The organism is Streptacidiphilus albus JL83, from assembly GCF_000744705.1.
Lineage (GTDB): Bacteria > Actinomycetota > Actinomycetes > Streptomycetales > Streptomycetaceae > Streptacidiphilus > Streptacidiphilus albus.
On the sequence record NZ_JQML01000001.1, the window covers coordinates 7,913,627 to 7,939,844 of the forward strand.

Genomic DNA, 26,218 nt, shown 5'->3' on the forward strand with positions numbered 1-26,218 from the left:
CGTCCACCCGAGTACTGGCGCGATCGCACCAGGGGCCGTGGGGGCGACCGAGTCCTCACCGCCGTTACAGGTGAAGGGAACCACTGCTTTGAAGCTCTCTCGTTCCACCACGATCCGGACCGCTGCGGCCACCGTCGTGGCGGGTCTGGCCGCCACCGCCGTCTTCGCCACCCCGGCGCTGGCGGCCGGCACCGCGCCGTCCGCCGTCCACGTCGCGACTGTCGCCAAGGCGGCCCCGGCCCCCGTCCGCAGCGGCAGCCCCGCCTCGACCGAGGACCGGGTCGCCGACTTCTACGGCGCGTACATCGACGCCCACTGGGGTGCGGGCAACGGCAACCTGGTCACCGCGCTGCGCTCGGCCTACCTGACCAAGGGATTCCAGAAGCAGCTCACGGCCTGGGAGAACAAGAACCACGCCGACGGCGTGCTCCGCGCCCAGAGCGACCCGAGCAGCTGGGCCGTCACCGCGTCCAACGCCGGCATGGGACACCTCTGGACCACGGTCGTCCTCACCTGGGCGCACGGCAAGCCCACCACGGTCACCGTCCAGAGCGACCTGGCGACCGGCCTGATCTCGGGCATCGAGTAGCTCTGCCTGCTGTGAGCTAGCACCACCCGCACCACCCGCACCACCCGCACCACCCGCACCACCAGCACCATCCGCGGGAACGCGGTGTGTCCGGGACCGCTGGAACCGGTCCCGGACACTCGCCCATTCTCGCTCCCTTCCGGCTCGGGTCCACCCCCGGTCCACCCCCGGCTCCACCTCCGCTCCACCCGGGTGTCCACCCGTCGGCCGATCCCGTCGCGGAGGGGCGACGGCAGGCTGGGGCCATGAGTACAACTGACTACCTCGTCAACGCCGTGCTGGTCCTGCTCGTCATCCGCCAGATCCGGGGCTCCAAGCTGGACTTGGTCAACCTGGTGCTGCCGCTGGTGATCGTGGCCGGGGTCGGCTTCCAGTACCTGCGGTCCATCCCCACCGCCGGCAACGACCTGGTGCTGATCACCGTCCTGGCCGGGGTCGGGCTGTTGCTCGGCGCCGGTGCCGCGCTCACCACCCGGCTGCGGCTCGGGACGGACGGGGTGCCCTTCGCCAAGGCCGGAGTGGTGGCCGCCGTGCTGTGGGTGCTGGGGATCGGCTTCCGGATGGGCTTCGCCTACGCGTCCGACCACGGCGCCGGGGCCTCGATCGCCCGGTTCAGCCTCCAGCACGACATCACCGGCAGCTCGGCCTGGGTCGCCGCGCTGGTGCTGATGGCGCTGACCGAGGTCATCGCCCGGATGGCGCTGCTGCGGCTCCGGGGCTACCGGCTCACCCACTCCGGCGCCCGCGCCGCCGTCGCCGCGTAGGGTGCCGCGTAGGGCGGGGCGCAGGGCTCGGCAGCGGGGCTCGGCAGTGGCCGCAAATTCGGTGGATCGGCCGCCTCGGCGGCGGCTAGCCTGCGCACCATGATGAGCCCGGATGACGCGTTGTCGGTGCTGTCGCTGCTGGGCGAGGCCGGTGCGGAGGTCTGGATCGCCGGCGGCTGGGGCGTCGACGCACTGCTCGGCCGGCAGACCCGCGAGCACCGCGACCTCGACCTGCTGCACCGTCAGGAACAGGAGCCGGCCGTGCTGGCCGCACTCGCGGCGGCCGGCTACGCCGAGACCCTGGACTGGCGTCCGGTGCGCTTCGTGCTGAGTGGCCCCGGCGGGCTCGACCTCGACCTGCACCCACTCGCCTTCGCGCCGGACGGTTCCGCGCTCCAGGCGTCCCCGGAGCCGGGGCAGCCGTTCGTCTACCCGGCCGCGTGCTTCACCACCGGGACGATCGACGGCGTCACCGTCCCCTGCATCTCGGCCGAGCAGCAGAACCACTTCCACCAGGGCTACCGGCCCGCCGAGCACGACCTCGCCGACATGGCCGCGCTGCGCGCCGCCTTCGACCTCGCCACCCACTTCTGAGCCCCGGGGCGACAGAGCGGGGTCATGCGTACCGGGAGCACCGAGTACGGGTGGATCCGCCGGACCCGGGACGGCTTCGAGCCGCCGGAAGGCTGGCACGCGGAGTTGCCGGCGGGCGAGATCGTGTTGCAGGCCGGCCGGTCGGCGCTGCACGACTTCGTCATCCGCAACCTGGTACGCCAGGTCGCGTCGCCCTACGAGGCGTGGGGCGAGCGGCACATCCGGATCTCGGAGAACTGCGCCCCGGGGCGGGCCGTCCGCACGAGGGGGTCGGTATCTGCGCGGCAGGTGCGAGTGGCTGATGCCAGATCAGGTGACGGAACATCATATTCCCGCGACCGTTGTGCAGTACGGCTTGTGACACGGGCCCTGCAACTGCCGCCCGGCGGGCTGCGTATCCCTATCTGGTGCACCTGTCCTTCGGTGCCGGTTGCCGTCGCACTCAGAGAAAGGGCCTGCCGTGCCCGTTGTCCGCACGTTGCTCCCCAGCGCCGTCCTGCTCGCTGTCGCCTGTGCCTCGCTGACCGGTTGCCAGGGCAGCGGCAGTGGCAGCGCCACTGCTGCCGCTGACACGCCAGGGCCCGGCCCGACCGCGTCGGCTACCGCGACCGCCGCGCCGTCGACCGCCGCGCCGTCGACCGCCGCGTCGACCGCGGCGCCGTCGACGACCGCCACCACCGCCAGGCCGGCTGCGGTCACGACCACCGCCGCCGTTCTCCGGTCGACCGGAACCGGCGCGGCAAGCACCATCGCGCCGTGCGGGAACGCGGATCTCCGTACCAGTTGGGGATCGGGAACCCAGAGCCAGCCGTTGCAGGCAGAGGCCGTGCTCTTCACCGACATCGGCCACCGCGCCTGCACCCTGCAGGGCTATCCGGGCGTGACGATCGCGAACGGGGGGACCCTGATCGACGCGACCCGGGTGCTGAACGGGTTCCGCGGCGACCTGCCACCTCTGACCAGCCCACCGCTGGTCACCCTCGTCCCGGGCGCCACCGCATCCGCGATGGTCGAGTGGCGCCTGTACGACGGCAGCGCCTGCTACCCCGCGGGCACCGGCGCGTTCGAGGCCACGGCGCCGAACACCACCGACACGATCGTCCTGAGCCAGGCCGTCGTGGGCCGACAGGGCATCTGCTCCAGCCTTGAGATCAATCCGGTGGTGCCCGGCACCGGCAGCTGACCCTTCCGCGCTACCGGTCGGCCGGTTCCCAGACCGAGCAGTCGTGGGCGAAGAGGACGCGGCGCGGGTCGAAGTCGCCGAGCCGGTCCAGCCACGGCCGGTAGCGGGGCAGGGGTGGTTCCAGACCGTCGAGTGCGGCGGTGCGGGCGAGTTGGTCGGAGCCGAACTCGGAGGCGAAGTCGTGCGCCTGGCCGGCCAGCAGCACCGTTCCGTCGCTCTGCCGGACCACCAGTGACTGGTGTCCTTCGGTGTGTCCCGGGGTCGGGATGATCCAGACACCGGGCCAGACCTCGGCCTCGCCGCTGAACTCCTGGTAGGTCGCGCCGGGGAAGTCGACCAGGGCGTCGACGGTGTGGCCGCCCCGGCGGGCCGTCGCCAACTCCGTTGCCTGCACCAGGATCGGCCGGTCGGGCAGCAGGGCGTTGCCGCCGCAGTGGTCGAAGTGGAGGTGGCAGTTGACGACCAGGTCGACATCGGTGAGGGTGGCGCCGGCCGAGGCGAGGGCGGCCTCCAGCGGCCGGCGTCGCGGCCGGTAGTGGGCCTCGGTCCCCGGGTCGACGGCGCCGATGCCGGTGTCGAAGAGGATCAGTCCCTCGTCGCGCCGCACCAGGTAGCCGAGCACGGGCTCCACCCGTGGCTGCGGGCCGCCGGTCTCCGAGGCCGGCCGGACGAAGTACCCCAGGTCCAGCCGCCGCACCGCCGTCTTCGTCGCCATCCGCCCATCCTGCTCCGCTGCCGCCGCCCCACAACGGGCTGTCCGCCGACAGCGGAGCCGGCCGGTGGGAGGAGCCGCCGACGCGCCGGACGGTGCCGGGCGTGGTCTGCTGGGCTCATCCCCGCAGTTGCACCCGTTCGAGCAGGAGCAGCGCATGAAAGCCGTCGTCTACCGCAACTACGGCGGTCCTGACGTCCTGGAGTACACCGACGTGCCGGACCCCAAGCTCGGCGCGGACGCGGTCCTGGTCAAGGTCAGGGCCTCGTCCGTGAACCCGGTCGACTGGAAGGTCCAGGCCGGGTACCTGGACCCGGTCCTGGACGCCTTCTTCCCGGTGATCCCCGGCTGGGACCTGGCCGGGGTGGTGGAGAAGGTCGGCGTCGGGGTGACCGAGTTCGCGCCCGGGGACGAGGTGATCGGCTACGTCCGGGAGGACGTGGTCCGCCGGGGGACGTTCGCCGAGTACGTCGCCGCCCCCGTCCGGACGCTCGGGCCCAAGCCGGCCAACCTGACCTTCGAGCAGGCCGGCGGGCTGCCGCTGGCCGGGCTCACCGGCTACCAGGCGCTCACCCGCCACCTGCGGCTGCGCCCGGAGGAGACGCTGCTGGTGCACGCCGCCGCCGGCGGGGTCGGCTCGATGGCGGTGCAGATCGGACGGGCGCTGGGCGCGCGGGTGATCGGCACCGCGAGCGCCCGCAACCACGACTACCTCCGCGCCCTGGGCGCGGAGCCGGTCGAGTACGGTCCTGGCCTGGCCGAGCGGGTCAGGGCGCTCGCGCCCGGGGGCGTGGACGCGGTGCTCGACCTGATCGGCGGCGAGGCGCTGGCGGAGTCGCCCGCGCTGCTCGCCCCGGGCGGACGGCTGGCCTCGGTCGCCGACGGCGCGGTGCTGGGCCTCGGCGGGAGCTACGTCTTCGTCCGCCCCGACTCCCTGGACCTCGCCGCGCTGGCCGGGCTTGCCGAGCAGGGCCAGCTCACGGTCGACGTCGCGGCGGTGTTCCCGCTGGAGCGGGCCGCCGACGCCCAGCGGCTCAACATGGACGGGCACACCCGGGGCAAGGTCATCGTGACCGTGCCCTAGCGCGGGCCCTGGGCGCTCGGCGGCCCAGCGGGCTCGGCGGCCCGGGGCGCTCAGCGGCTGACGTCCTCCTCGGTGAGGGTGAGGGCGTCGAGCTCGGCGCGGCGGGGGAGCCCCTCGCAGTCGCCGGGGACGGTGACCGCGAAGGCGCCGGCCGCGATCGCGGTGCGCAGCCGCTGCTCGGCCGTGCCGCCGAGCAGGTGCTCGGCGAGGTAGCCGGCCACGAAGGCATCGCCCGCGCCGACCGGGTCGACCACGGCGACCTTCAGCGCCGGGACCCGGTAGGGCACGCCGTCGACCAGCGCGGTGCAGCCGCGCGCGCCGTCCTTGAGCACCGCCTCGCGCGGGCCGAGGTCGGCCAGCGCCCGGACCAGTTCGGGGACCGGCAACGGCCGGCCCTCCGCGCAGCCCAGCACGAGTTCCGCCTCCTCCACGCCGGCGAAGACGATGTCGGCCTGCTCGACCAGGTCGCGCAGGACCGGTCCGGCCACCTCCTTCGGCCACAGCTTGGAGCGGTGGTTGACGTCGACCGAGACGGTCACCCCGGCCGCGCGGGCCAGCGCCACGGCATGCCGGACGGCCTCCCGCGCGGACTCGGACAGGGCGGTGGTGATGCCGGTGACGTGCAGCACCGCCGCCGACTCGATCCAGTCGGCGCGGATGTCGGCCGGGCTCAGCCGCGATCCGGCGCTGCCGGCCCGGTGGTAGTCGACGTGCAGGGCGGTGCCGAAGCGGCGGTGCTTGAGCATCAGGCCGGTGAAGCCCTGGTCGCGGATGGCCTCGGTGCGGACCTGTTCGGCGCGCAGCCGCCGCTCGATCAGGTCACCGGTGGCGTCCGAGCCGACCCGGCCGAGCCAGCTCGCGGGCGCGCCCAGCCGGGCGACGCCGATGGCGACATTGCTCTCGGCGCCGCCGATGCCGTAGGTGAAGTTGCGGGCGAAGTCGAGCGGTCCGGTCTCCACGGCGGAGACCAGGCCCATCGTCTCGCCGAGGGTGACCAGTCCGGTCCGGGGCGCGGTCATGACGCCACCGCCGCGACCTGCGCGGGGACGGACTCGGCGCGGCACTCGGCGACGGTCTGCACGGCGCGGGCCGACAGCCGGGTGATCTCGTCCCAGCGGTGCTCGCGGACCAGGTCGCGCGGGACCATCCAGCTGCCGCCGACGGCCAGTACGGCCGGGCAGCGCAGGTAGCTGCCGACGTTGGCCGGGCCGATGCCGCCGGTCGGGACGAAGCGCATCCCGTGGAAGGGCGCGGCCAGGGCCTGGAGTGCGGGGAGTCCGCCGGAGGTCTCGGCGGGGAAGAACTTCACCACCCCGAGACCGGCGCGGCGGGCCCGCTGGATCTCGGTCGCGGTGACCGTGCCCGGCAGCACCGGCACGCCGAGCTCCTGGCAGCGCTCGACCACGGCGTCGTCGAAGCCGGGGGAGACCACGAACGCGGCGCCGTCGGCCACGCTGCGGTCGACCTGCTCGGGGTCGAGCACCGTGCCCACGCCCAGCAGCAGTTCGCTCCGGCGGGCCATCGCGGCCACCGCGAGTTGCCCGGCGGGGGTCCGCAGGGTCACCTCGGCGCAGCACAGCCCGCCGGCGATCAGCGCGTCGGCGAGTGGCAGGGCGTCGTCCGGGTCGTCCAGGACGACCACCGGGACCACGCCGAACGCCTCGATCCGTGCGAGAAGGCCCGGCTCCGGTCCGCTCGGTGACGCTGCGTCAGTCGGCGTCGCGGCCGTCCGCCCCGGCGTCCGCGGTATGCCCTGGCCACTATCCACGACGGAACTCCCCTTAACCGTACTGGTCGAGACCATGCTCACCCTGGCAGACGGCCGTTCCGGACGGAAGCGCGGGGTCCGGATCGTGGACAGGGCCGGTGGCCGACCGTGGCTGACGGTGACCGGCTGTGACCGAACGGGGGCGAGCGGTTGCCGCCGGGTGGGGGGAGGGGGATTCTGGGGCCGCGGGACGCCGTCGCGCGCCCGTATCCGTGTCGACTGGAGAGGTGCGTACGCCATGCCCGAGCGCAGTTCGTATCCCGACGGGGCTCCCTGCTGGGCCGATCTCACCGCGCCCGACCTGGAGTCCTCCCGCAGCTTCTACGGTGCGGTGATGGGCTGGGACTTCCAGGACACCGGTGCCGACTACAACCACTACACGATGTGCCTGTGGCAGGGGCAGCCGGTCGCCGCGCTGATGCCGCCGCCGCCCGGGGCCGAGGGGCTGCCCCCGGTCTGGAACGTCTACCTGGCCACCGGCGACGCGGACGCGGCGGTGAAGACGATCGACCAGGCGGGCGGCAAGGTGGTGATGGGGCCGCACGAGGTCCCCGGGGCCGGGCGGCTGGTCTTCGCCTTCGACCCGGACGGCGCCTGCTTCGCGCTGTGGCAGGCCGGCGGGCACGCCGGGGCCAAGCTCTACGGCGAGCCCGGCGCGATGTGCTGGAACGAGCTGAACACCACCGACGGAGCCGGGGCCGACCGCTTCTACCGCGAGCTCTTCGGCTACCGGCAGGAGCAGATCGGCGACGGCGCCGACTTCGACTACACCACCTGGAAGCTGCCCTCGGACGAGAACCCGGTCTGCGGCCGCTACCGCGCGTCGGCTGAGGTGCTGCGCGGCGGCCCGCCGGCCTGGTCCACCTACTTCGCGGTCACGGACGTGGACGCCGCCGCCGAGGCGGTGGCCGCCAACGGCGGCACGGTTCTGCGCGGGCCCTTCGACTCGCCCTTCGGCCGGATGTGCCCGGTGCTGGACCCGTCCGGAGCGGCGTTCACCCTGGCCACCCTGCCCGGCTGACAACCTGCGGGGCCACTGGACACCGGGTGGGACGAGCGCAGGCATCCGCCCGCTCCTCCCACCCGGTCACTCACTGTCCCGGCGGCGGGGTCTCAGCCGCGGGTCTTGGCGAGCAGCTCGATGATCTCCGCCGTCGTGGCGCTCTCGCCGAGGCGGGGGAAGATCCGGGCGAGGCTGTTGTCGTGGGCCTCCTGGTTCATGTCGGCCATGGCGTCGGTCGCCAGGGTGACGTGGTAGCCGTGCTCGTGGGCGGCGCGGGCGGTGGACTCGACACCGATGCTGGTGGCGATGCCGCCCAGGACGATCTGGGTGATGCCGCGACGGCGGAGCTGGGTGTCCAGGTCCGTGCCGTGGAAGGCGCCCCAGTTGCGCTTGGTGACCCGGATGTCCTCCGGGTGGCCCTCCAGCTCGTCGACGATCAGGTCCCAGCCCTCGGGCAGGCCGCCGGACATGGTGGTCTCGGTACGGCCGGGGACGGCGTCGGAGAAGTCGGGGGCGAAGCTGACCCGGACCAGGACCACGGGCGCGCCGTGGGAGCGGAAGGCCTCGGCGAGCTCGACGCCGCGGGCGACGACCTCGGTGCCGGGGACGGGGACGGTCGGTGCGGCGGCGATGCCGCGCTGGAGGTCGATCAGGACGAGAGCGGTCTTGGGGTCGAGCGTGGTGGCGGTCATCTGAACGGTCGTGCCTTTCGGAAGGGGATCGATCGGGAGGGGGATTGGTCGGGAGGGGGATGGCATCAGGCCCCGGCGCGCCGGGCGGTGCGCCGGAGGGAGGGGTCGAGCAGGGTGATCGCCAGCAGCAGCCCGGTGCAGACCAGCATGGCCAGGGCCAGCAGATGCAGCCCGTGGGTGGTCGCCCGGTGCGGGAAGACGCCGGCGATGGCGGCGGAGGCGATCATCGCGCCGCCGTACTGGAAGGTCCGGAGCAGGCCGGAGGCCGTGCCCATCCGCTCGGCCGGGGCCTGGCGGTAGAGGGCGTTCTGGTTGGCCAGGCCGTTCAGGCCCTGCGGCAACCCGGAGAGCACGGCCACCACGATCAGCAGCCAGATCGGCGAGCCCGACCGGAGCAGCGTCAGCATGGCCGCGGCCACGGCCGCGACACTGCTGCCGACGACCAGCTTGCCGCGGATCTCCTTGCGCCGACCGGTGAGGGTGGCGACGCCGATGGCGGAGAGCGACAGCGGCAGCATGATCAGCCCGGAGCCGGACTCGCTCAGCCCGCGCCCCTGCTCCAGCCACTGGGTGAAGCCGTAGAGCATGGAGTAGGTGACGGTCGAGTAGAGGATCTGCCGGACGTAGGTGAGCAGCAGCGGCCGGTTGGCGCCGAGCATCCGCAGGTCGATGAACGGGTCGGCGGTCCGCAGCTCGCGCGCGGCCAGCGCGGCGGCGAGCAGGGCGGCGACCAGCAGCAGGTACCAGTGGGCGGCGGACGGGGCCATCAGGAACAGCAGCGCCGCGGTGACCGTGCCGGTGAACAGGACCATGCCGAGGACGTCCAGCGCCGTCGGCGGCCGGTCGGCCTGCCGGTCGCCGCCGGCGGGGGTGCGCGGGAGCCGCAGGTGGCCGAGGACCAGGCAGGCCAGCGAGAGCGGGATGTTGACCGCGAAGACCGTGCGCCAGCCACCGGCGCCGACCAGCAGCCCGCCGAGGGTGGGGCCGATCGCGGCGCTGGCCTGGGCGGCCACCGCCAGCGCGGTGAGGATGCCGCCGGGGGTGCTCCGTCCGGTGCGCGCGGCCTCGCTCCGGATCAGCGACATCGCGGCCGGGTAGGCGGCGCAGGTGCCGAGGCCGAGCAGGACCCGGGCCAGGACCAGCATGCCGATGGACGGGGCGAGGGTGCCGAGCAGCCCGGCCAGGCCGACCAGCGCGGTGCCGGCCAGGTAGACCGGACGGGAGCCGTGCCGGTCGACCAGCCGCCCGAAGGCGGGCTGGCCGACGGCGGTGGCCAGGTAGAGGGCGGAGACCAGCCACAGGGTGGTCGAGGGCGCGGCGCCGAAGGCTATGCCGATCGGGACCAGCGTCACCGCGATCATCGAGGAGTTGATCGGGTTGAGCAGTGTGCCGAGTACCAGCGGCGGGGTCAGCCGGCGGTCGAAGTCCTGACCGGACGCGGCGGGGGAGTCCTCGCGGCTGGTGCTGGCTGCGGTGGTCCGGCTCACGGTTCGATCAGCCGGTCGAGCAGGCCGAGCGCCTGCACCAGGAGCTGGAACTCGTCCTCGGTGTAGCGCTCCTGGAGGGCGCGGGCGAGCCACTCCTCGCGCAGCCGGCGGCTGCCCCGGATGATCTCGACGGCCTCCTCGGTCAGCGAGACCACCTGGCGGCGGCCGTCGTCCGGGTCGGGGCGGCGCTCGATCAGCTGCTGCTCCTCCAGGATCGCCAGGGTCGCGCCCATGGACTGCGGGCGGACCCGGTCGGCGGCGGCCAGCGCCCCGGGGGAGGCCGGGCCGTCGTTGTGGAGGCGGCTGAGCACGGACAGCTGGGTCGGCGTCAGGCCGTCGATCGGGTCGAGCTCCTTCAGCGTCCGCCGCAGCCGCCCGATCAGCACGCGCAGCTCCCCCGCCGCGCGGGCGGCGGGTTCGCGGATGTCTTTCGGGTTCTCGGCCATGCCCCCACTGTAATTTCATCAGCCTGAACTTACAAGTTTGGACTGACGGAATCTGCGGCCGGGCGGCGGTGGCTATGCTGCGGAGCGGATCGGCCGGGAGGTCGGCGGTGTGGGACGGGGGCTGGGAATGGCTGTGCGCAGGGGTGGTTGGCCCGTCGCGGCCATGGTGCTGCTGCTGGCGGCGGGGTGCCTGGTGGGCGACTCGCTCCCGATGTCGGCCGCGGAATGCGCGGCGGCACACCCGCCGATCGGCAGGGGTACGGGCCCGACGATGGTCGTTGAGGCGTTCACCGGTCCCATCCTCAGTCCGGCGCGCGAGAAGTTCGTCATGGAGCAGCTCGCCTGCGGGGCCAGCCCGGCCTCCTTGGGGATGCAGCCGAACGGGCCGACCCCGAGTCCGCGGCTCACGGGGATGGCCGGGTGGAACGCGGCCATCCAGCAGCAGGCGGCGTCCTCCGGGAAGAACGGCCAGCCGTTGCCGGTGACGGGCGCCGTCACCCCGTCGCCCTGAGCGGAGCCGGGCGACGGGGGTGGCGGCGCGGGCGGCGGCGGTCACCGGGGCTGCGCGGTCGGGGAGCTGCGCCGTTGCTCGGGGTGCAGCGCTGCTTGAGGTGCAGCGCTGCTTGAGGTGCAGCAGCTACTTGAGGTGCACCGCGCCGAAGGTGTACTCGGACTCCAGGGCGGCGAGGGCCGGGCCGGTGAGCGTGGTCGGGGCGCCGGTCGGGCCGGTGTAGCCGACCTTGGTGACCGGGGAGGTGGTGAAGTAGGCGTCGTTGGCGATCAGGTAGCCCGCCTTGCGGGCGTTGGCCAGCGGGGAGAGGTCCGCCATGGTGACCGGGGTGCGGCTGACGGCGGCCGGCAGGTGGGCGACCAGGTTGGCGACCACGGACGCCGCGTGCTGGGAGGCCTCCGTCGGGTCGTAGGCGTTCGGGTACCAGGGGGTGTCCGAGATGCCGCGCACCAGCGTCCACGGGACGCCGGCCTGGGCGTTGGCGTAGGCGAAGCCGGTGCCCTCGTTCTCCTCGGCGTCGGTCTGGTAGAGCATGTTCTGCGCCTCGACCACGTTCAGCGGCTCGGTCCAGACATCGGCGTCGCCGATGGTGCCGACCACGATCTTGTTGGCGACGGTGCCGGTGGCCTTCGTGTCGCCGGTGGCGTCCGCGAGGGTGGTGCGGCCCAGGGCGGTGTGCTCGCCGGTGGTGACCAGCTGTCGGCTGCCGGCGAAGGCGGCGACATAGACCCAGGACTTGTCCGTGGACTCGGTGTAGTGGGCGGCGTCGGCCGGGGTCGGGTACTTGTCGCCGTAGCCGCTGACGACCGCGCCGGCGATGTCGGAGCCGCCGGTGTTGTGGATCTCGATCCCGGTGTAGGCGGTCTGGTCGCCACCGGCCTGGTAGTGGATGTCGGACTTGTCCACCACGTACCCGGCCAGGGTCACGTCGCCGACGTTGATCGCGGCGTTCTGGGCGCCGGCGGTGCCGGAGAAGAGGGTGGCGCGGGGGTGGAAGGTGGTGTCCAGCAGCCAGGTGGCCAGCTCGGCGCTCTCGTCCTTCTCGCCGCTCGCCACGTCGACCACCGGGCGGCCGGCGATGGTGCCCTGGTAGTAGCGGTAGCCCGCGATGTCGACATGTCCACTGACGTGCATCTCGGCCAGGACGGCGGCCTGCTCCTCGCCGTCCGCGCTGACGATGCCGACCGGTGCGAGGTGCGGGTCCGCCTGGGCGGTCGCGGCCGTGCCCACGCCGGCCGCGGCCGCTCCGGCCACCAGGGCGGCGGTCGCTGTCAGTACGGCTATCCGGCTCTTGCGGATGCGCATCAGGTCTCCTCGAAAATCGCTGCGGGTCGAACGCACAAGTTCGGAACGCTAGCGGAACGAGTTGACCGTGGATGTGTCAGGCACATGTCTGGCGTGCCAACGGCCGTTCGGCGTGCCCGAATTGCGGCGTTTCGACCGTCGGGCGGATATCCCGGGACGGGTCACCGGAAATCCTTTCGGGGTGCTGGGCGGGCCGAGGAAGGAGAAAGGTAAGAACAGAGAAAGGGACGTAAAAATGGCGGACGATCTGTCAGTCGCGCCAATTCCGGTGCGCGTTGCGGAGCGACCCGGCTGCCGCCGGGCCCGTTCGCCGCTCCGGTCTCCGATAGCGTGGGCGCGGACAATTCGGTTCCGGCGCACCGTGCCGGGTGAAACGGCAGGGGGCAGTCGTCGAACCCGGAGAGCTCCTGCTGTCGCCCCGGGCCCGTCGGCCCGAGGCCCTGATCCGCTGTCTGCTCGGACTGGTCCTGGTCGGCGCGGTGCTGTTCCTCGCCGACAACGCCCGCTCCACCGCCGGCGGGCTCAACGCCGACGCCGAGCACCAGGCCGAGCGGCTGCCGAGGCTGCTGCTGGAGATCGCCGGTTCCTTCACCACCCTCGCGGTGCTGCTGCTGCCGGTCGCCTTCGGACTGCTGCTGGTGCTCCAGGGCGACCGCCGCCGGGCCGCCGACGGCGTCCTCGCCGCCGTCCCCGCCTACGGCCTGGCGCTCGCCGTCGCGCCCACCCACCCGGTCCTCGGCTACACCGCGCCGGTGGTGGCCTACCTGGTCACCGCCGGGGTCGCCGAACGGCTGCGCTGGCTGGCCGTGCTGACCGGGCTGCTGATCCTCGGCGGGCTGACCGCGCTGGCCGACCACCGCTCCGACGTCCTGTCGCTACTGCTGGCGCCGCTGATCGGCTGGACCGTCGCCAACGGCACCGCCTACGCCCTCGGTTCGCCCAATGCACGGCTGACCACCGGGACGCTCTGCGCCGCGCTGCGGCAGACCGGCCTGCTGCCGGTCGAGGTGGTCCGCACACCCGGCATCCCGGCCCACGAACCGCACCGCTACCTGGTCCGGCAGCAGGGCGACCGGCCCGACCTGGACGTGATGCTGCTCGACCGGGAGGCCTCCTCCTCCGGCTTCTTCCGCCGCGCCTGGCGGCACCTGCGGCTGCGCACCGCGCCGCAGCGGCGCAGCCTGCTGTCACCGCGCGGCGCGCTGCAGCAGGAGGCCCTGCTCTGCTACGCCGCGCAGGCGGCCGGGGTGCGCACCCGGCGGCTGATCGTCACCGCCGACCTCGGCCCGGACGCCGCGATCGCCGTCTACGAGCCGCTCGGCGGCCGGACCCTGGACCTGCTCGCCGACGAGGAGCTGACGGACGAGCTGCTCACCGACGTCTGGCAGCAGTTGGCCCTGCTGCACACCCGGCGGATCGCCCACCGCGCGCTGGTCCCGGCCGCCGTGCTGGTCGTCCCCGACGCCGAGGGACGGCCCCGGGTCCACCTGGTCGACCTGGAGGACGGCGACATCGCGGCCGGGGACCTGACCCTCCGGATCGACCTCGCCCAGCTGCTCACCACCACCGCGCTCCGGGTCGGACCGGAGCGGGCCGTCGCCGCCGCCTTCGCCGTGCTCGGCCCGGACCGGGTCGGCTCGGCGGTCGCGCTGCTCCAGCCGCTGGCACTGAACCGGGCGACCCGGGCCGACCGGGAGCAACTGGCGGCGATCCGGGGCGAGATCCTGCGGACCCGGCCCGAGTCGCCGGTCGAACCGGTCCGGCTGGAGCGGCTGCGCCCCCGGGTCTGGGTCAGCGCGCTCGGCGGCGCGGTCGCCGGGTACTACCTGCTGCTCCAGCTCTCCAGCCGCAGCGGCGATCCGTTCACGGTGCTGGCGGCGGCGCAGGGCGGCTGGATCGCGCTGGCCGCGCTCGCCTCGGTGCTCGGGTTCGTCGCGGCGGCGATGAGCTTCGTCGGCTTCGTGCCGGAGTCGCTGAGCTCCGCCCGGGTGCTGCTGGTCCAGCTCGCCGGGGCGTTCGTCAACGTGGTGACGCCCAGCGGGGTGGGCGGGATGGCGATCGGCGCCCGGTTCCTGCAGAAGGCCGGCATCGCGCCGCGCAAGGCCATCGCCAGCGTCGGCGCGGCGCAGGTGGTCGGCCTGGTGCTGCACCTGCTGCTGATCATGGTCTTCGGCTACCTGGCCAGCGTCCACTACGGGACCTCGTTGTCGATCTCCCCGGCGCTGATCACCGGGCTGCTGGTGGCTGCGGTGCTGGCGCTGATCGCGGCCGGGGTGCCACCGCTGCGGCGGCTGGCGGCGGCCCGGCTCCAGCCCTTGTTCTCGGACGTGGTGCCGAGGCTGCTGGACATGCTCCAGCACCCGGGCCGACTGGCCGTCGGAGTGGTCGGCCAGTTGCTGATCTCGCTGGTCTCGGCGGCCTGCCTGGACTGCTGCCTGCGGGCGTTCGGGCTGCACCCCGGCTTCGCCGCGGTCGCGGTGGCCAACCTGGTCGGCGGCGCGCTCGGCTCGGCGGTGCCCACGCCGGGCGGCGTCGGACCGGTGGAGGCGCTGCTCAGCGGCGCGCTGGTGCAGACCACCGGGATCTCCTACGCGGAGGCGTTCACCTCGGTGTTGCTGTTCCGGGTGCTGACCTTCTGGCTGCCGCTGCTGCCGGGCTGGCTCTCCTTCCTCTGGCTCCAGCGGCGCGAGGCGCTGTGACCCCGCCACCGAGCCGTCAGCTCTGCTGCCAGACCCGGACGTAGTCGACCAGCATGGTGTCCGCCGTGTTCTGCCCGCCGGCCCCGCCCACCGCGTTGTTCAGGATCAGGTACTGCGGGGCGCTGTTGCCGTCGGTGGTGAGGGTGCCGACCTGGTGGCCGTCGTAGTAGTAGGTGACCTGGTCGCCCTCCCAGGTGGCGCCGAAGACGTGCCAGCCGGGACCGGTGCCGGCGCAGCCGCCGGGGCCGCCGGAGGGGTCGTGGTAGTGGAAGCAGGTCGTTCCGGACAGGCCCTCCATGATGTCCATCTCGCCGTCCTGGGGCCAGCTCTGGCCGTCGACCCACCAGGCCGGCCAGTTCGCGACCTGGCCGTCGGCGGAGGCGGGCAGATAGACCCGGGCCTCGAAGGCGCCGTGCGAGAAGGAGTGCAGGCCCTCGGTGGTGACCATGCCGGAGGCGTAGGGGCGGATCTGCCCGCCGCACTCCTCGGGCTTGGGGGCGGCGGTCAGGTGCAGGTAGCCGCCGCCCACGCTGACCTCGGAGGGGTCGTAGCACTCCTGCTCGGTCGGCCCGACCGGCTGGGTGATGCCCGAACCCTGCCAGCCGGTGCTCCAGTTGGCGGTGTCGAGGCTGTTGCCGTTGAACTCGTCGTCGAAGACCGAGGTCCAGCTGCCGGGGATGCCGTCGGGCGCGGGGACCGCCCCGGTGACGTCGTCGGCCCGGGCGGCGGGGCGGCCGGGGCGGCCGGTGCGGCCGGTGCGGTCGGGGTGGTCGGGGTGGTCGGGGTGGTCGGGGCGGCCGGTGCGGCGGCGGTCGGTGCGGCGGCGCTGCGGACCGGGCCCGGCCGGGTGATCCGGCCGCTGCGCGGTGGCGCGGCGGGCACCGTCACCAGCAACCGCTCACCTGGGCGGATGAAGTCGGGGTCGGAGCCGATGGTGGTGCGGTTCTCCGCGTAGACGGCCGGCCAACCTCCGCTGACCCCTAAGTGCCTGGCGATCTCGGTGAGGTTCTCGCCGGGCCGGACGACGTGGACGACCTCGGTGGGCCGGGCGCCCGCGGCCGGGGTGGAGGAGGGCTTCGCGGTGGAGACCGGGCCGCCGGAGCGGGAGGCGGCCTGGACCGGGACGCCGTGGAGCAGCGGCAGCGCCGCGGTGGCCCCGGTGAAGGCGAGCGTCAGGGCGGTGCGTGAGGCCGTTGTTCGTTCCGCCGGACGCCGGTGACGGGCGTGGTGCGACATCTGAACTCCTTCGCAAGTGGCCTGCGTGGCCCTCCACGATGCCGCAGGGCGTGTCTAGATCGTGATGTTTCGTGCCAACTGGGAGTCCGGCGTTCGATTGTGAACCGGGCGTAGAGGCCGGTGCCGGAGCGGGCCGCGAAAGCGGGCCCGCTCCGGCGGTCGAACGGCAGGATCACCCGTTCGGCAGGGGCCGGTGCCGGCGGTCAGCCGCTGCGGCCCAGGTCGACCGCGATCCTGGCCAGGGCCTCCAGCCGGCGCTCCAGCGTCGGGTGGGTGGACAGCAGGTTGGCCAGGCTGCGCTCCCTGGTCAGCGCGGGGGCGAAGAAGAAGGCGTTCAGGTTCTGCGCCGTGCGCAGGTCCTTGCCCGGGATCAGCGCGATGTCCCCGCTGACCTTGGTCAGCGCCGAGGCCAGGGCCGAGGGCTTGCCGGTGAGCAGCGCCGCCGAGCGGTCGGCGGCCAGCTCCCGGTACCGGGACAGGGCCCGGATCAGCAGGAAGCTGACGGTGTAGACGGCGACGGAGACGCCCATCACCGCGACCATCACCAGCGCGGTGTTCTGGTTGGCCCGCCGGCCGCGCCCGCCCAGCAGGCCCGCGTAGAGGGTGAAGCGGACCAGCAGCCCGGCCAGGACGCCGAGGAAGGAGGCGAGGGTTATCACCGCGACGTCCCGGTGCGCCACGTGCGAGAGCTCGTGCGCCAGCACGCCCTCCAACTCGTCCTCGTCCAGCCGGTCGAGCAGGCCGGTGGTCACGCAGAGCACCGCGTGGTCGGGGCTGCGACCGGTGGCGAAGGCGTTCGGCAGCGGTGTCCTGGCCACCGCGATCCGAGGCTTCGGCATGTCGGCGAGGGTGCACAGCCGGTCCACCGCGCCGTGCAGGTGCGGCTGCTGCTCCGGTGTCACCTCGACGGCCCGCATCGCGAAGAGGGCGATCCGGTCCGAGAACCAGAACTGGGCCAGCAGCAGCGCGACGACGACCAGCACCACCAGTGCCGTGTTCTTCAGCAGGACGATCAGCGCGGCGATGAACGCCACGTACAGCAGCCCGAGCAGGAAGAGGACGGTCAGCATGCGTACCGTCAGCTGCCGGTCGGGCGAGAAGCGTGAATGCATGGCCATCGACTCCGCCCCGGGGGAACCAGTCGGCGGCTCCGCCGACAGTAGGGCGATTCCCCGAGTGACAGTCCGTCATGCCTGACCGGGGGAGACAGGATCGCGTATCGGAGTGTGACCCGACTGGAAAGCGGAATGCCGCGTGTGATGTGATGGGAGTGAAGGATGATTCCATTGAGTTGACCGCTTGCTGTGCAGACTGCGGGGTCCTGTGTACATATCCATCGCCATTGCCGCTGCGGCCTTGGCGGTCGCACTGGTGCTCGGCGTGCAACTCGCCCGGGCGCGCAAGGCGACCGAACGCCACCGGGAGCAGGCGCGGCAGGCGGAGCTGGCGCAGACCCAGATGGAGCGGGCTCATCTGCAGCTGCAGAACCGGGCGGTGCAACTCGCCGCCGAGCGCGACGAGCTGAACACCGCCGCACGGAACCGCGAGGCGGAGAGCGGCGAGGCCCTGGCCAACCTGGCACTGCGCACCCTCGGCCTGGTGGAGCGCCAACTCGGTCTGCTCGAAGGCATGGAAAGCGGCGAGCCGGACTCGGCCCGGCTGGAGCAGCTCTACCGGCTCGACCACCTCGCGACCCGGATGCGCCGCAACGGCGAGAACATGCTGCTGCTCGGCGGCCACGCCCACCAGCGCCCGGCCGCGGCCGTCCAGCACCAGTCGCCGACCTCGCTGCTGGACGTGCTCCGCGCCGCGCTGTCCGAGATCGAGCGCTACGAGCGGGTCCACCTCACCCCGGTGCCGCAGCTCTGGATCCGGCCCGACGTCGCCGAGGACCTGAGTCACCTCTTCGCCGAACTGCTGGAGAACGGCACCGCCTTCTCGCCGCCGACCGAGCCGGTCACGGTCACCGCCTGGCAGCTCCAGGGCGGCGAACTGATGGTCACCCTGGTCGACCGCGGCATCGGCCTGCCCGACGAGCTGCTGCACCAGCTCAACGCCCGGCTCGCGGCGCCCGCCGACATCCCGGCCGCGCCCGACGCCACCACCGTCCGCAGCATGGGGCTCCAGGTGGTGACCGTCCTCGCCCGTCGGCACGGGCTGCGGGTGCAGCTGCGGCACAGCGCCACCGCCGACGGGACCACCGCCCTGGTCGCCGTCCCCGCCTCGGTGTTCACCGCCGCCCCGGCCCCGGAGCCCGTCGCCGCGGCCGCTGCCGTGGCCTGGCAGGAGCAGGTCTCGGCAGCGACCGCCCAGCACACCCGTCCGCTCGCCGCCGTCCCCGGACCGCGCCGGACCGCCGAGGCCGTCGGCCCCGACGGGCTGCCGAAGCGGGTGCCGGGGGAGAGCGGCCAGCGCGTCCGCAGCCACGAGGGCGGCGAGCCCGGCCGAGCCGGCGCCCCGGCCTCCGCAGGCGCCGCGGCCGAGGAACTGCGCCGCCGGCTCGGCGGCTTCCAGCACGGGGTACGGGCCGCCGCGCCGCAACGCGCCGGAGAGGACGAGCGATGACCATCGGCACGGACGGGACCTACCGGGGCCCCAGCGGCCCGCCCGGCAGCGCGGTCGACCCCGGAGCGGCCCACGACGCGGCGCCGATGCAGCGGCTGCGCTGGCTGCTCAGCGACGTCCTGGTGACCACCCACGGGATGCGCTCGCTGGCCCTGGTGTCCACCGACGGCCTGCCGCTGGTGGCGGCCGACGAGCACTCTCCGGCCGAGGAACTGGCCACCCTGGCGGCCGGACTGACGGCCCTCTCGGGCGGCATGTCGCAGCTGCTGGGCTTCGGCGGACTGCGGCGCACCGTGGTCACCCTGGAGGACGGGACGCTGCTGCTGATGTCCGTCGACGCGACCACCTGCCTGGCCGCCTACACCACCGCCGACTGCGACCTGAGCGTCGTCGGCTACCAGTTGGCCAGGCTGGTGGAGCGGGCCGGGCACGTGCTGACCACGCAACTACGCCGCGAACTCCGGGGCGTGCCCGGACAGGAGATGACCCGGTGATGCCGCAGACACCCGCAGGACAGCACTCGTTGCCCGGGCAGCCGCGCCGACCCGCCCGGGTCCGCCCCTACGCCCTCACCGGCGGCCGCACCCGCTTCGGCCAGGTGCTGCTGGTGGAGACGCTGATCTCGGCGGTCTACCAGCCGCACGGCCCGGTCCTGCCCGCCCTGCCCGAGCTGGAGCAGATCTGCGACCTGTGCCAGGGGCAGATGCGCTCCATCGCCGAGGTGTCGGCGCTGCTGCGGCTGCCGCTCGGCGTGGTCCGGGTGTGGGTGAGCGACCTGGTGGACGCCGGACGCATCCGCGTCCACGGCGCGTCCGTCTCGGTGCGTTCCGGCGGGGGATCGTCCATCGCCGCTCCCGTCCGCCCCAACCGCATGGTGCTGGAGCGCATCCTCGGAGGCCTCCGTGACCTCGCCTGACCCCACCGCGTCCGCCCCCGGCGGGATCCCGCTGACCGAGCTGCCGATCACCTCGGCGAAGATCGTCATCGCCGGCGGCTTCGGCGTCGGCAAGTCCACCCTGGTCGGCGCGGTCTCCGAGATCACGCCGCTGAAGACCGAGGCGGTGATGACCGAGGCCGCCAGCGGCAGCGACTACCTGATGGACGGCAGCACCAAGACCACCACCACGGTGGCGATGGACTTCGGCCGCGTCCACCTCGCCGCCGACCTGGTGCTGTACCTCTTCGGCGCACCGGGCCAGCGCCGCTTCTGGTTCATGTGGGACGACCTGGCCCGGGGCGCGGTCGGCGCGATCGTGCTGACCGACACCCGCCGGCTCGCCGACAGCTTCCCGGCGATCGACTACTTCGAGAGCAGCGGGCTGCCCTTCGTCGTCGCCGTCAACCTCTTCGACGGCGCCCCCACCTACGGGGACCAGGAGATCCGGGACGCGATGAGCCTGTCGCCGAACGTGCCGCTGCTGTGGTGCGACGCCCGCTCCCGGGTCTCGGCCGCGCAGACCCTCGCGGCCCTGGTGGAGCACACCCTCTCCATGGACGCCCTGTCCGACCGGGACTGACCCCCCGTCGGCGCCGGTCCTCCCCCCCAGCGCTGCGCCGACGCCCCCCAAAGCACCCTCATTAGGAGCCTCCCATGGCGAAGATCCTCATCGTCGGCGCCGGCCAGGCCGGGCTGCAGCTCGCGCTCGGCCTGCAGGGCGACGGCCACGACGTCACCGTCATGACCGACCGCACCCCGGACGAGATCCGGGCCGGCCGCGTGCTGTCCACCCAGTGCATGTTCAACACCGCGCTGAGCCACGAGCGCGACCTCGGCCTCAACCTCTGGGACGCCCAGGCGCCCCTGGTCCAGGGGCTCGGCGTCTCCGTCAGCGGTCCCGAGTCGGCCCGGGTCATCGACTGGGTCGGCCGCCTCGACGGCCCGGCGCAGTCCGTCGACCAGCGCGTGAAGATGCCGGCCTGGCTGGAGCTGTTCGCCGAGCGCGGCGGCAAGGTCGTCGTCAACGGCGTCACCGTCTCCGACCTCGACCTGCTGGTGCGCGGCTACGACCTGACCCTGGTCGCGGCCGGCAAGGGCGAGCTGGTCTCGATGTTCGCCCGGGACGAGGAGCGCTCCGTCTTCACCTCGCCGCAGCGCGCGCTCTCGGTCTCCTACGTCCACGGCCTCGCGCCGCGCCCCGAGCACGACTTCGCGGCCGTCCGCTGCAACCTGGTCCCCGGCGTCGGCGAGCTGTTCGTCATCCCCGCGCTCACCCTCTCCGGCCCCTGCGACATCCTCTTCTGGGAGGGCATACCCGGCGGCCCGCTCGACGTCTTCGAGCCCGCCGTCGCCCCGGAGGAGCAGCTCAAGCGGACCCTCGAACTGATGCGGACGTACACCCCCTGGGAGTACGAGCGCGCCGCCGGCGGCGTCGAGCTGACCGACGAGCGGGCCACCCTGGCCGGCCGCTACACCCCCGTCGTCCGCCGCGCGGTGGGCGAACTGCCCAGCGGCGGCGTGGTGCTGGGCGTGGCGGACGTCGTCGTCGCCAACGACCCGATCACCGGCCAGGGCTCCAACAGCGCGTCCAAGTGCGCCACCAGCTACCTGGAGTCCATCCGCGCCCACGGCGACCAGCCGTTCGACCGGGCCTTCATGGAGGCGACCTTCGAGTCGTACTGGAGCTCCACCGCGAGCGACGTCACCGCGTGGACCAACGCCATGCTGATGCCGCCGCCGGAGCACGTGCTCAACCTGATCGGCGCGGCCGGACAGATCCCGCCGGTCGCCGCCCGCTTCGCCAACGGCTTCGACAACCCCTCGGACTTCCCGAACTGGTTCTTCACCCCGGAGGCCGCCGACGCCTACCTGGCCTCGCTCGCCCAGGGCTGACCCGCTCCGCCGACGCCAGGGCGCCGCTCCCCGCACCGGGGGCGGCGCCCTTGGCGTTTCCCCTGTCGCCGAGGGCGGCGGACGGATACGCTCGCGGGCATGAGCAACATACCGGCTGGTATGCCCGAGTCCGCCGTCAGCCACCGGACCTGCCCGCTCTGCGAGGCGACCTGTGGGCTGACCGTCACCGTGCGCGGCGACGGCCGCGGCCCCGGCGGGGTCACCGTGCGCGGGGACCGGGAGGACCCGTTCAGCCGGGGCTACCTCTGCCCCAAGGGCGTCGCCCTCGGCGAGCTCCACGCCGACCCGGACCGGCTGCGGACACCGCTGGTCCGGCGCGGCGACCGATGGACCGCCGTCGGCTGGGACGAGGCCTTCGCCGAGGCCGGGCGGCTGCTCCGACCGCTGCTGCGGGAGCACGGGCGCGACAGCGTCGGCGTCTACCTCGGCAACCCGGTGGTGCACAACCACGCGCTGTCGCTGTACAGCCGGGTGCTGATCCAGGCGCTGGGCACCGACTACCGGTTCAGCGCCAGCACCGTCGACCAGATGCCCAAGCAGGTCGCCTCGGGACTGATGTACGGCACGGACCTGTCGATCGCCATTCCCGACCTCGACCGCACCCAGTACCTGCTGATCCTCGGCGCCAACCCGATGGTCTCCAACGGCAGCCTGCTCACCGCCCCCGACCTGCCCGGACGGCTGCGGGCGCTGCGGGCCAGGGGCGGACGGCTGGTCGTGGTCGACCCGCGCCGGACCCGGACCGCCGAGATCGCCGACGAGCACCTGGCGATCCGCCCCGGCACCGACGCGCTGCTGCTCGCCGGGATCGCCCGCACCCTGCTGGCCGAGGGCCTGGCCGACCCCGGGTCGGCCGGTCCGCACCTCAACGGACTGGACCGACTCGCCGACGCGCTGCGGCCGTTCACCCCGGAGGCGGTCGCCACCGCCACCCGGGTCCCGGCCGCGACCGTCGCCCGGCTGGCGCGGGAGCTGGCCGCCGCCCCCAGCGCCGCCGTCTACGGCCGGATCGGGACCACCACCACCGCCTTCGGCACCGCCGCCAGCTGGCTGGTGGACGTGGTCAACACCCTCACCGGCAACCTGGACCGCCCCGGCGGCGTGCTCTGGCCGGAGCCGGCCGCCGGATCGCCGACCACCACCGGCGAGCCCGGACACGGACGCGGGGTCAGGATCCCCGGCTCGCGCCGCACCCGGGTCCGGCAACTGCCCAGCGTCTTCGGCGAGTTCCCGGTCGGGGCGCTGGCCGAGGAGATCGACTCGCCGGCCGCCGACGGCACCCGGCTGCGCGGCCTGGTCACCGTGGCCGGCAACCCCGCGCTGTCCACCCCCAACAGCGCCCGGCTCGGCGCGGCCCTCGGCTCACTGGACGCCATGGTCAGCGTCGACGCCTACCTCAACGAGACCACCCGGCACGCACACGTGGTGCTGCCGGCCGCCTCCCCGCTCGCCCGCAGCCACTACGACCTGGTCTTCGCCTCCTTCGCGATCCGCAACACCGCCAAGTACTCCCTGCCCAGCCTGCCGCTCGGCCCGGACGACCTGGACGAGGCCGAGGTGCTGCTGCGGCTCGCCTGCGCGGTCGGCCCGGAGGGCGTCACCCCCGACCAGCTGGACGAGCTCACCGCCGCCGCGACCGCCCGGCGGATCGCCGCCGACCCCTCCTCCCCGGCGTACGGCCGCGACCCGGCCGAGCTGCTCGCCGCCGTCGCCCACCGGCCGCGCCAGGAACGGCTGCTGGACCTGATGCTGCGCGGCGGGCCCTACGGCGACGGCTTCGGGGCCAAGCCCGAGGGGTTGAGCCTGGCCGTCCTCGAAGCCGCCCCGCACGGCCTCGACCTCGGCCCGCTGCGCCCCCGGCTGCCCGGCGTGCTGCGCACCCCCAGCGGCAAGGTCGAGCTGGCGCCCCCGCAACTGCTGGACGAGGCGCGGCTGTTGGCCGAGCACCTGGCCGAGCTGACGGCCGCGCCCGGCGGCGGGCTGCTGCTGGTCGGCCGCCGTCAGCTGCGCTCCAACAACTCCTGGATGCACAACGTCCCGCTGCTGGCCGGCGGCAGCAACCGCTGCACCCTCCAGCTCCACCCCGAGGACGCCGCCCGGCTGGGCGTCGCCGACGGCACGGCGGTGGCGGTGCGCTCCCGGACCGGGGAGCTGGAGGCCGAGGCCGAGGTGACCGACACGGTGATGCCGGGCGTGGTCAGCCTGCCGCACGGCTGGGGCCACGACGACCCGGCGACCCGCTCGGCGCTGGCCGCCCGCAGCCCCGGCGTCAACAGCAACCGGCTGACCGACGAGCTGCCGCTGGACCGGCTGTCGGGGACGGCGGTCCTGAACGGCATCCCGGTGGAGGTGCGCCCGGTGGAGGCGCGCCCGGTCTGATCCCGGGTCAGCGCCCGCCGGGGGTGGCCGCCGGGTCGGGCCCGGCGGCGGCCCGGGCCTCGTCGTAGACGTCGGGCTCCAGATAGATCACCCGGGCGCTGGGCTCGGCCGCCCTGACCCGGGCCTCGGCCGCGTTGATGGTCGCGGCCACGCCCGCCGCCGTGGCCTCGGCCGGCACCGCGATCTTCGCGGCCACCAGCAGTTCCTCAGGACCCAGGTGCAGGGTGCGCATATGGATGATCCGGGTCACCGAACCGCCGTCCACCAGCGCCGCGCGGATCCGCTCCAGCGCGTCCGCCCCGGCCGACTCGCCCAGCAGCAGCGACTTGGTCTCGACCGCCAGCACCACGGCGATGCAGACCAGCAGCACCCCGATGCCGAGCGTGCCCACGCCGTCCCAGACGCCGTGGCCGGTCAGCACCGCCAGGCCCACCCCGATCAGCGCCAGCACCAGGCCGATCAGCGCGCCGAAGTCCTCCAGCAGCACCACCGGCAGCTCCGGCGCCTTCGCGGTCCGGACGAACTGCACCCAGGACCGGTCGCCCTTGGCCGGCCGCGACTCGTGGACCGCGGTGCGGAACGAGAACCCCTCGGCGACCACCGCGAACACCAGCACCCCCACCGGCCAGTACCAGTGGTCCACCGGATGCGGGGTGCGGATCTTCTCGTAGCCCTCGTACAGCGCGAACACCCCACCCAGGGTGAACAGCACGATCGACACCAGGAAGCCGTAGATGTAGCGCTCGCGGCCGTAGCCGAACGGGTGCTCGCCGTCGGCGGCCCGGCGCGCCCGCCGCCCGCCGACCAGCAGCAGCACCTGGTTGCCCGAGTCGGCGAGCGAGTGGACGCCCTCGGCGAGCATCGAGGAGGAGCCGCTGAAGGCGAAGGCGACGAACTTCGCCACCGCGATGGCGAGGTTCGCCCCCAGCGCCGCGACGATCGCCCGGCTGCCCCCGGAGGTGCTCATCCGCGCCCGAACCTGCTCAAGAACAGCGCCTCGACATGCGCCATGTGCTCGATCTCGGCCGGGTCCACGCTCTCGTTGGGCGCGTGGATCAGGCAGCGCGGCTCCTCCACGCCCATCAGCACGATCTCCGCCTCCGGGAACGTCCTGGCCAGCACATTGCAGAGCGGGATCGAGCCGCCCTGCCCCTGCCGGGACATCGGCCGGCCGTAGACCTCGCGCATCGCCGCGTCCAGCGTCGCGTACGCCGGTCCCGAGGTGTCCGCCCGGAACGGCGCGCCCGCCTGCTCCGGCTCCACCTCCACCAGCACGCCCCAGGGCGCCGCCGCCCGAAGGTGCGCCGCCAGCGCCCGCTGCGCCGCCCCGACGTCGATCCCCGGCGGCACCCGCAGGCTGACCCGGGCCCGGACGCTCGCCGGGATCGCCGCGGCGGAGCCCACCACCGGCGCGCAGTCGATGCCGAGCACCGTCACCGCGGGACGGGCCCACAGCCGGTCGGCGACCGTGCCCGAGCCGATCAGCTCGACCCCGTCCAGCACGCCCGCGTCGGTCCGGAACTGCTTCTCGTCGTAGTCGACCCCGTCCCAGGCACCGCCGCAGTCCAGGCCGTCGATCCGGGTTCCGCCGTCCGGGTCGCGCAGCGAGTCCAGCATCCGGATCAGCGCCGCCAGGGCGTCCGGGGCCGCGCCGCCGAACATCCCCGAGTGCATGTCGCCCTTCAGCGCCGACACGCTCACCACCAGGTTGGTCACCCCGCGCAGGCTGGTGGTGGCGGTCGGCACGCCGACGGCGGCGTTGCCGGTGTCGCAGACCAGCAGCACGTCCGCGCGCAGCTCGTCCGCGTGCGGCGGGACGAACTCCTCCATCCCGCCGGTGCCCTGCTCCTCGGAGCCCTCGGCGGCCAGCACGATGCCGACGGCGAGGTCGTCGCCGAGCGCCCGCAGGGCGGTCAGGTGCATCACCACATTGCCCTTGCAGTCGGCCGCCCCGCGCCCGTACCAGCGGCCGTCCCGCTCGGTCAGCTCGAACGGCGGCGAGGTCCAGGCCGCGTCGTCCAGCGGCGGCTGGACGTCGTAGTGGCAGTAGAGCATGACGGTCGGAGCCCCGGGCGGCGGCGGCCGGTGGCCGATCACCGCGAGGCTGCCGTCCGGGGTCGGCTCCAGCCGGACGTCCGGGAGGCCGGCCTCGGTGAACGCCGCCACCAGCCACTCGGCCGCCTCCCGGCAGCGCTCCGGCGGGTACTGGCGCGGGTCGGCGACCGAGGGGATCGCGACCAGCTCGGCCAGGTCGGCCTTGGCCCGGGGCATCAGCCCGGCGATACGGGACTTCAGGTCGTCGCCACTCATGCGGCTGCTCCACTTCCTCGCGCGTCTTCGGTGGTCGGGG

At 73.8% G+C, this 26,218-nt stretch carries 27 protein-coding genes; 16 read left to right on the plus strand and 11 right to left on the minus strand.

Annotation, left to right across the window (positions count from 1 at the left end):
* The first annotated feature begins 88 nt into the window (after positions 1-88).
* The 4 genes from BS75_RS34335 to BS75_RS47235 all read left to right on the plus strand — a co-directional run bounded on the left by BS75_RS34335 (position 89) and on the right by BS75_RS47235 (position 3,130).
* Complete coding sequence (locus BS75_RS34335; protein WP_034091004.1) at positions 89-589, plus strand: hypothetical protein; 501 nt, start codon at positions 89-91, stop codon at positions 587-589.
* A 245-nt stretch (positions 590-834) separates the two neighbouring features.
* Positions 835-1,353, plus strand: coding sequence for a hypothetical protein (locus tag BS75_RS34340; RefSeq protein ID WP_034091005.1), 519 nt, complete (start codon positions 835-837; stop codon positions 1,351-1,353).
* 102 nt (positions 1,354-1,455) lie between these two features.
* Positions 1,456-1,947: a nucleotidyltransferase domain-containing protein gene (locus BS75_RS34345; RefSeq protein WP_174515027.1), complete on the plus strand. Its 492-nt coding sequence runs from the start codon at positions 1,456-1,458 to the stop codon at positions 1,945-1,947.
* Between the two features lie 460 nt (positions 1,948-2,407).
* Positions 2,408-3,130 (plus strand): DUF4232 domain-containing protein, encoded by a 723-nt coding sequence (locus tag BS75_RS47235; protein WP_160312222.1) that lies wholly within the window; start codon positions 2,408-2,410, stop codon positions 3,128-3,130.
* A 10-nt stretch (positions 3,131-3,140) separates the two neighbouring features.
* Here BS75_RS47235 and BS75_RS34355 read toward each other — a convergent pair whose 3' ends face one another.
* On the minus strand, positions 3,141-3,845 hold the full coding sequence (locus BS75_RS34355) for an N-acyl homoserine lactonase family protein (RefSeq protein WP_034091008.1): 705 nt from the start codon (positions 3,843-3,845) through the stop codon (positions 3,141-3,143).
* A gap of 154 nt (positions 3,846-3,999) precedes the next feature.
* On the opposite strand from BS75_RS34355, the gene BS75_RS34360 reads away from it, so the two are divergent.
* Positions 4,000-4,926 (plus strand): NADP-dependent oxidoreductase, encoded by a 927-nt coding sequence (locus BS75_RS34360; RefSeq protein ID WP_034091009.1) that lies wholly within the window; start codon positions 4,000-4,002, stop codon positions 4,924-4,926.
* 50 nt (positions 4,927-4,976) lie between these two features.
* Here BS75_RS34360 and BS75_RS34365 read toward each other — a convergent pair whose 3' ends face one another.
* Together BS75_RS34365 and eda are read right to left on the minus strand one after the other, a co-directional pair.
* Positions 4,977-5,945 carry a sugar kinase gene (locus BS75_RS34365; protein ID WP_034091010.1) on the minus strand — a complete coding sequence of 323 codons (969 nt, stop codon included), beginning with the start codon at positions 5,943-5,945 and terminating at the stop codon, positions 4,977-4,979.
* Positions 5,942-6,577, minus strand: coding sequence for a bifunctional 4-hydroxy-2-oxoglutarate aldolase/2-dehydro-3-deoxy-phosphogluconate aldolase (eda, locus tag BS75_RS52340; protein WP_231607979.1), 636 nt, complete (start codon positions 6,575-6,577; stop codon positions 5,942-5,944). The genes BS75_RS34365 and eda overlap by 4 nt, the downstream gene beginning before the upstream one ends.
* Before the next feature lie 355 nt (positions 6,578-6,932).
* Between eda and BS75_RS34375 the strand changes: the two genes are divergently transcribed.
* Positions 6,933-7,715, plus strand: a complete 783-nt coding sequence (locus BS75_RS34375; protein WP_034091011.1) for a VOC family protein — start codon at positions 6,933-6,935, stop codon at positions 7,713-7,715.
* A gap of 92 nt (positions 7,716-7,807) precedes the next feature.
* Here the strand turns inward: BS75_RS34375 and BS75_RS34380 are convergent, their stop codons facing one another.
* The 3 genes from BS75_RS34380 to BS75_RS34390 form a co-directional block, all read right to left on the minus strand.
* A complete protein-coding gene (locus tag BS75_RS34380) occupies positions 7,808-8,389 on the minus strand; it encodes a hydrolase (RefSeq protein WP_034091012.1) in 582 nt (193 codons plus the stop codon).
* A 65-nt stretch (positions 8,390-8,454) separates the two neighbouring features.
* Complete coding sequence (locus BS75_RS34385; protein WP_034091013.1) at positions 8,455-9,876, minus strand: MFS transporter; 1,422 nt, start codon at positions 9,874-9,876, stop codon at positions 8,455-8,457.
* Positions 9,873-10,322, minus strand: a complete 450-nt coding sequence (locus tag BS75_RS34390) for a MarR family winged helix-turn-helix transcriptional regulator (protein ID WP_034091014.1) — start codon at positions 10,320-10,322, stop codon at positions 9,873-9,875. Before BS75_RS34390 ends, BS75_RS34385 begins: the two co-directional genes overlap by 4 nt.
* A 163-nt stretch (positions 10,323-10,485) precedes the next feature.
* Here BS75_RS34390 and BS75_RS34395 point away from each other — a divergent pair, with 163 nt between their 5' ends.
* Positions 10,486-10,833, plus strand: coding sequence for a hypothetical protein (locus BS75_RS34395; protein ID WP_152645641.1), 348 nt, complete (start codon positions 10,486-10,488; stop codon positions 10,831-10,833).
* A 126-nt stretch (positions 10,834-10,959) separates the two neighbouring features.
* On the opposite strand, the gene BS75_RS34400 is transcribed toward BS75_RS34395, so the two are convergent.
* A complete protein-coding gene (locus BS75_RS34400; protein WP_052070073.1) occupies positions 10,960-12,138 on the minus strand; it encodes a 5'-methylthioadenosine/S-adenosylhomocysteine nucleosidase family protein in 1,179 nt (392 codons plus the stop codon).
* Between the two features lie 368 nt (positions 12,139-12,506).
* On the opposite strand from BS75_RS34400, the gene BS75_RS34405 reads away from it, so the two are divergent.
* Positions 12,507-14,837 (plus strand): lysylphosphatidylglycerol synthase transmembrane domain-containing protein, encoded by a 2,331-nt coding sequence (locus BS75_RS34405; protein WP_034091016.1) that lies wholly within the window; start codon positions 12,507-12,509, stop codon positions 14,835-14,837.
* A 16-nt stretch (positions 14,838-14,853) separates the two neighbouring features.
* On the opposite strand, the gene BS75_RS34410 is transcribed toward BS75_RS34405, so the two are convergent.
* On the minus strand, positions 14,854-15,366 hold the full coding sequence (locus BS75_RS34410) for a glycoside hydrolase family 16 protein (protein WP_052070074.1): 513 nt from the start codon (positions 15,364-15,366) through the stop codon (positions 14,854-14,856).
* Positions 15,367-15,603: 237 nt separating this feature from the next.
* Here BS75_RS34410 and BS75_RS34415 point away from each other — a divergent pair, with 237 nt between their 5' ends.
* Both BS75_RS34415 and BS75_RS34420 read left to right on the plus strand, forming a co-directional pair.
* Positions 15,604-15,792 carry a hypothetical protein gene (locus tag BS75_RS34415; protein ID WP_034091017.1) on the plus strand — a complete coding sequence of 63 codons (189 nt, stop codon included), beginning with the start codon at positions 15,604-15,606 and terminating at the stop codon, positions 15,790-15,792.
* Positions 15,793-15,837: 45 nt separating this feature from the next.
* A complete protein-coding gene (locus tag BS75_RS34420) occupies positions 15,838-16,056 on the plus strand; it encodes a hypothetical protein (RefSeq protein ID WP_156164322.1) in 219 nt (72 codons plus the stop codon).
* A gap of 220 nt (positions 16,057-16,276) precedes the next feature.
* On the opposite strand, the gene htpX is transcribed toward BS75_RS34420, so the two are convergent.
* Positions 16,277-17,185, minus strand: coding sequence for a zinc metalloprotease HtpX (htpX, locus tag BS75_RS34425; RefSeq protein WP_034094366.1), 909 nt, complete (start codon positions 17,183-17,185; stop codon positions 16,277-16,279).
* A 211-nt stretch (positions 17,186-17,396) separates the two neighbouring features.
* On the opposite strand from htpX, the gene BS75_RS34430 reads away from it, so the two are divergent.
* From BS75_RS34430 to BS75_RS34455, 6 genes are all read left to right on the plus strand, one after another.
* Positions 17,397-18,638: a sensor histidine kinase gene (locus BS75_RS34430; protein ID WP_034091019.1), complete on the plus strand. Its 1,242-nt coding sequence runs from the start codon at positions 17,397-17,399 to the stop codon at positions 18,636-18,638.
* The gene (locus BS75_RS34435; RefSeq protein WP_052070076.1) at positions 18,635-19,132 is read left to right on the plus strand and encodes a roadblock/LC7 domain-containing protein; all 498 of its coding nucleotides are present in this window, start codon (positions 18,635-18,637) and stop codon (positions 19,130-19,132) included. The genes BS75_RS34430 and BS75_RS34435 overlap by 4 nt, the downstream gene beginning before the upstream one ends.
* Positions 19,132-19,554: a DUF742 domain-containing protein gene (locus BS75_RS34440; protein ID WP_034091020.1), complete on the plus strand. Its 423-nt coding sequence runs from the start codon at positions 19,132-19,134 to the stop codon at positions 19,552-19,554. Before BS75_RS34435 ends, BS75_RS34440 begins: the two co-directional genes overlap by 1 nt.
* A gap of 25 nt (positions 19,555-19,579) precedes the next feature.
* Complete coding sequence (locus tag BS75_RS34445; RefSeq protein ID WP_034094368.1) at positions 19,580-20,155, plus strand: GTP-binding protein; 576 nt, start codon at positions 19,580-19,582, stop codon at positions 20,153-20,155.
* 74 nt (positions 20,156-20,229) lie between these two features.
* Complete coding sequence (locus BS75_RS34450) at positions 20,230-21,468, plus strand: styrene monooxygenase/indole monooxygenase family protein (RefSeq protein ID WP_034091021.1); 1,239 nt, start codon at positions 20,230-20,232, stop codon at positions 21,466-21,468.
* A gap of 99 nt (positions 21,469-21,567) precedes the next feature.
* On the plus strand, positions 21,568-23,868 hold the full coding sequence (locus BS75_RS34455) for a molybdopterin-dependent oxidoreductase (RefSeq protein WP_231607980.1): 2,301 nt from the start codon (positions 21,568-21,570) through the stop codon (positions 23,866-23,868).
* Between the two features lie 7 nt (positions 23,869-23,875).
* Here BS75_RS34455 and BS75_RS34460 read toward each other — a convergent pair whose 3' ends face one another.
* Together BS75_RS34460 and BS75_RS34465 are read right to left on the minus strand one after the other, a co-directional pair.
* A complete protein-coding gene (locus BS75_RS34460; protein ID WP_034091023.1) occupies positions 23,876-24,835 on the minus strand; it encodes a cation diffusion facilitator family transporter in 960 nt (319 codons plus the stop codon).
* A complete protein-coding gene (locus BS75_RS34465; protein WP_034091024.1) occupies positions 24,832-26,178 on the minus strand; it encodes a dipeptidase in 1,347 nt (448 codons plus the stop codon). Before BS75_RS34465 ends, BS75_RS34460 begins: the two co-directional genes overlap by 4 nt.
* Positions 26,179-26,218: the final 40 nt, after the last annotated feature.

Excerpts from the sequence above, each read along its gene's own strand:
- BS75_RS34455 (WP_231607980.1), top strand. The coding sequence starts at position 21,568 with ATGAGCAACATACCGGCTGGTATGCCCGAGTCCGCCGTCAGCCACCGG.
- BS75_RS34435 (WP_052070076.1), top strand. The coding sequence starts at position 18,635 with ATGACCATCGGCACGGACGGGACCTACCGGGGCCCCAGCGGCCCGCCC.
- BS75_RS34400 (WP_052070073.1), bottom strand. The coding sequence starts at position 12,138 with ATGCGCATCCGCAAGAGCCGGATAGCCGTACTGACAGCGACCGCCGCC.
- BS75_RS34365 (WP_034091010.1), bottom strand. The coding sequence starts at position 5,945 with ATGACCGCGCCCCGGACCGGACTGGTCACCCTCGGCGAGACGATGGGC.
- BS75_RS34380 (WP_034091012.1), bottom strand. The coding sequence starts at position 8,389 with ATGACCGCCACCACGCTCGACCCCAAGACCGCTCTCGTCCTGATCGAC.
- BS75_RS34345 (WP_174515027.1), top strand. The coding sequence starts at position 1,456 with ATGAGCCCGGATGACGCGTTGTCGGTGCTGTCGCTGCTGGGCGAGGCC.
- BS75_RS34375 (WP_034091011.1), top strand. The coding sequence starts at position 6,933 with ATGCCCGAGCGCAGTTCGTATCCCGACGGGGCTCCCTGCTGGGCCGAT.
- BS75_RS34340 (WP_034091005.1), top strand. The coding sequence starts at position 835 with ATGAGTACAACTGACTACCTCGTCAACGCCGTGCTGGTCCTGCTCGTC.
- BS75_RS34395 (WP_152645641.1), top strand. The coding sequence starts at position 10,486 with ATGGTGCTGCTGCTGGCGGCGGGGTGCCTGGTGGGCGACTCGCTCCCG.
- BS75_RS34355 (WP_034091008.1), bottom strand. The coding sequence starts at position 3,845 with ATGGCGACGAAGACGGCGGTGCGGCGGCTGGACCTGGGGTACTTCGTC.
- BS75_RS34390 (WP_034091014.1), bottom strand. The coding sequence starts at position 10,322 with ATGGCCGAGAACCCGAAAGACATCCGCGAACCCGCCGCCCGCGCGGCG.
- htpX (WP_034094366.1), bottom strand. The coding sequence starts at position 17,185 with ATGCATTCACGCTTCTCGCCCGACCGGCAGCTGACGGTACGCATGCTG.
- BS75_RS34460 (WP_034091023.1), bottom strand. The coding sequence starts at position 24,835 with ATGAGCACCTCCGGGGGCAGCCGGGCGATCGTCGCGGCGCTGGGGGCG.
- BS75_RS34465 (WP_034091024.1), bottom strand. The coding sequence starts at position 26,178 with ATGAGTGGCGACGACCTGAAGTCCCGTATCGCCGGGCTGATGCCCCGG.
- BS75_RS34360 (WP_034091009.1), top strand. The coding sequence starts at position 4,000 with ATGAAAGCCGTCGTCTACCGCAACTACGGCGGTCCTGACGTCCTGGAG.
- BS75_RS34450 (WP_034091021.1), top strand. The coding sequence starts at position 20,230 with ATGGCGAAGATCCTCATCGTCGGCGCCGGCCAGGCCGGGCTGCAGCTC.
- BS75_RS34440 (WP_034091020.1), top strand. The coding sequence starts at position 19,132 with ATGCCGCAGACACCCGCAGGACAGCACTCGTTGCCCGGGCAGCCGCGC.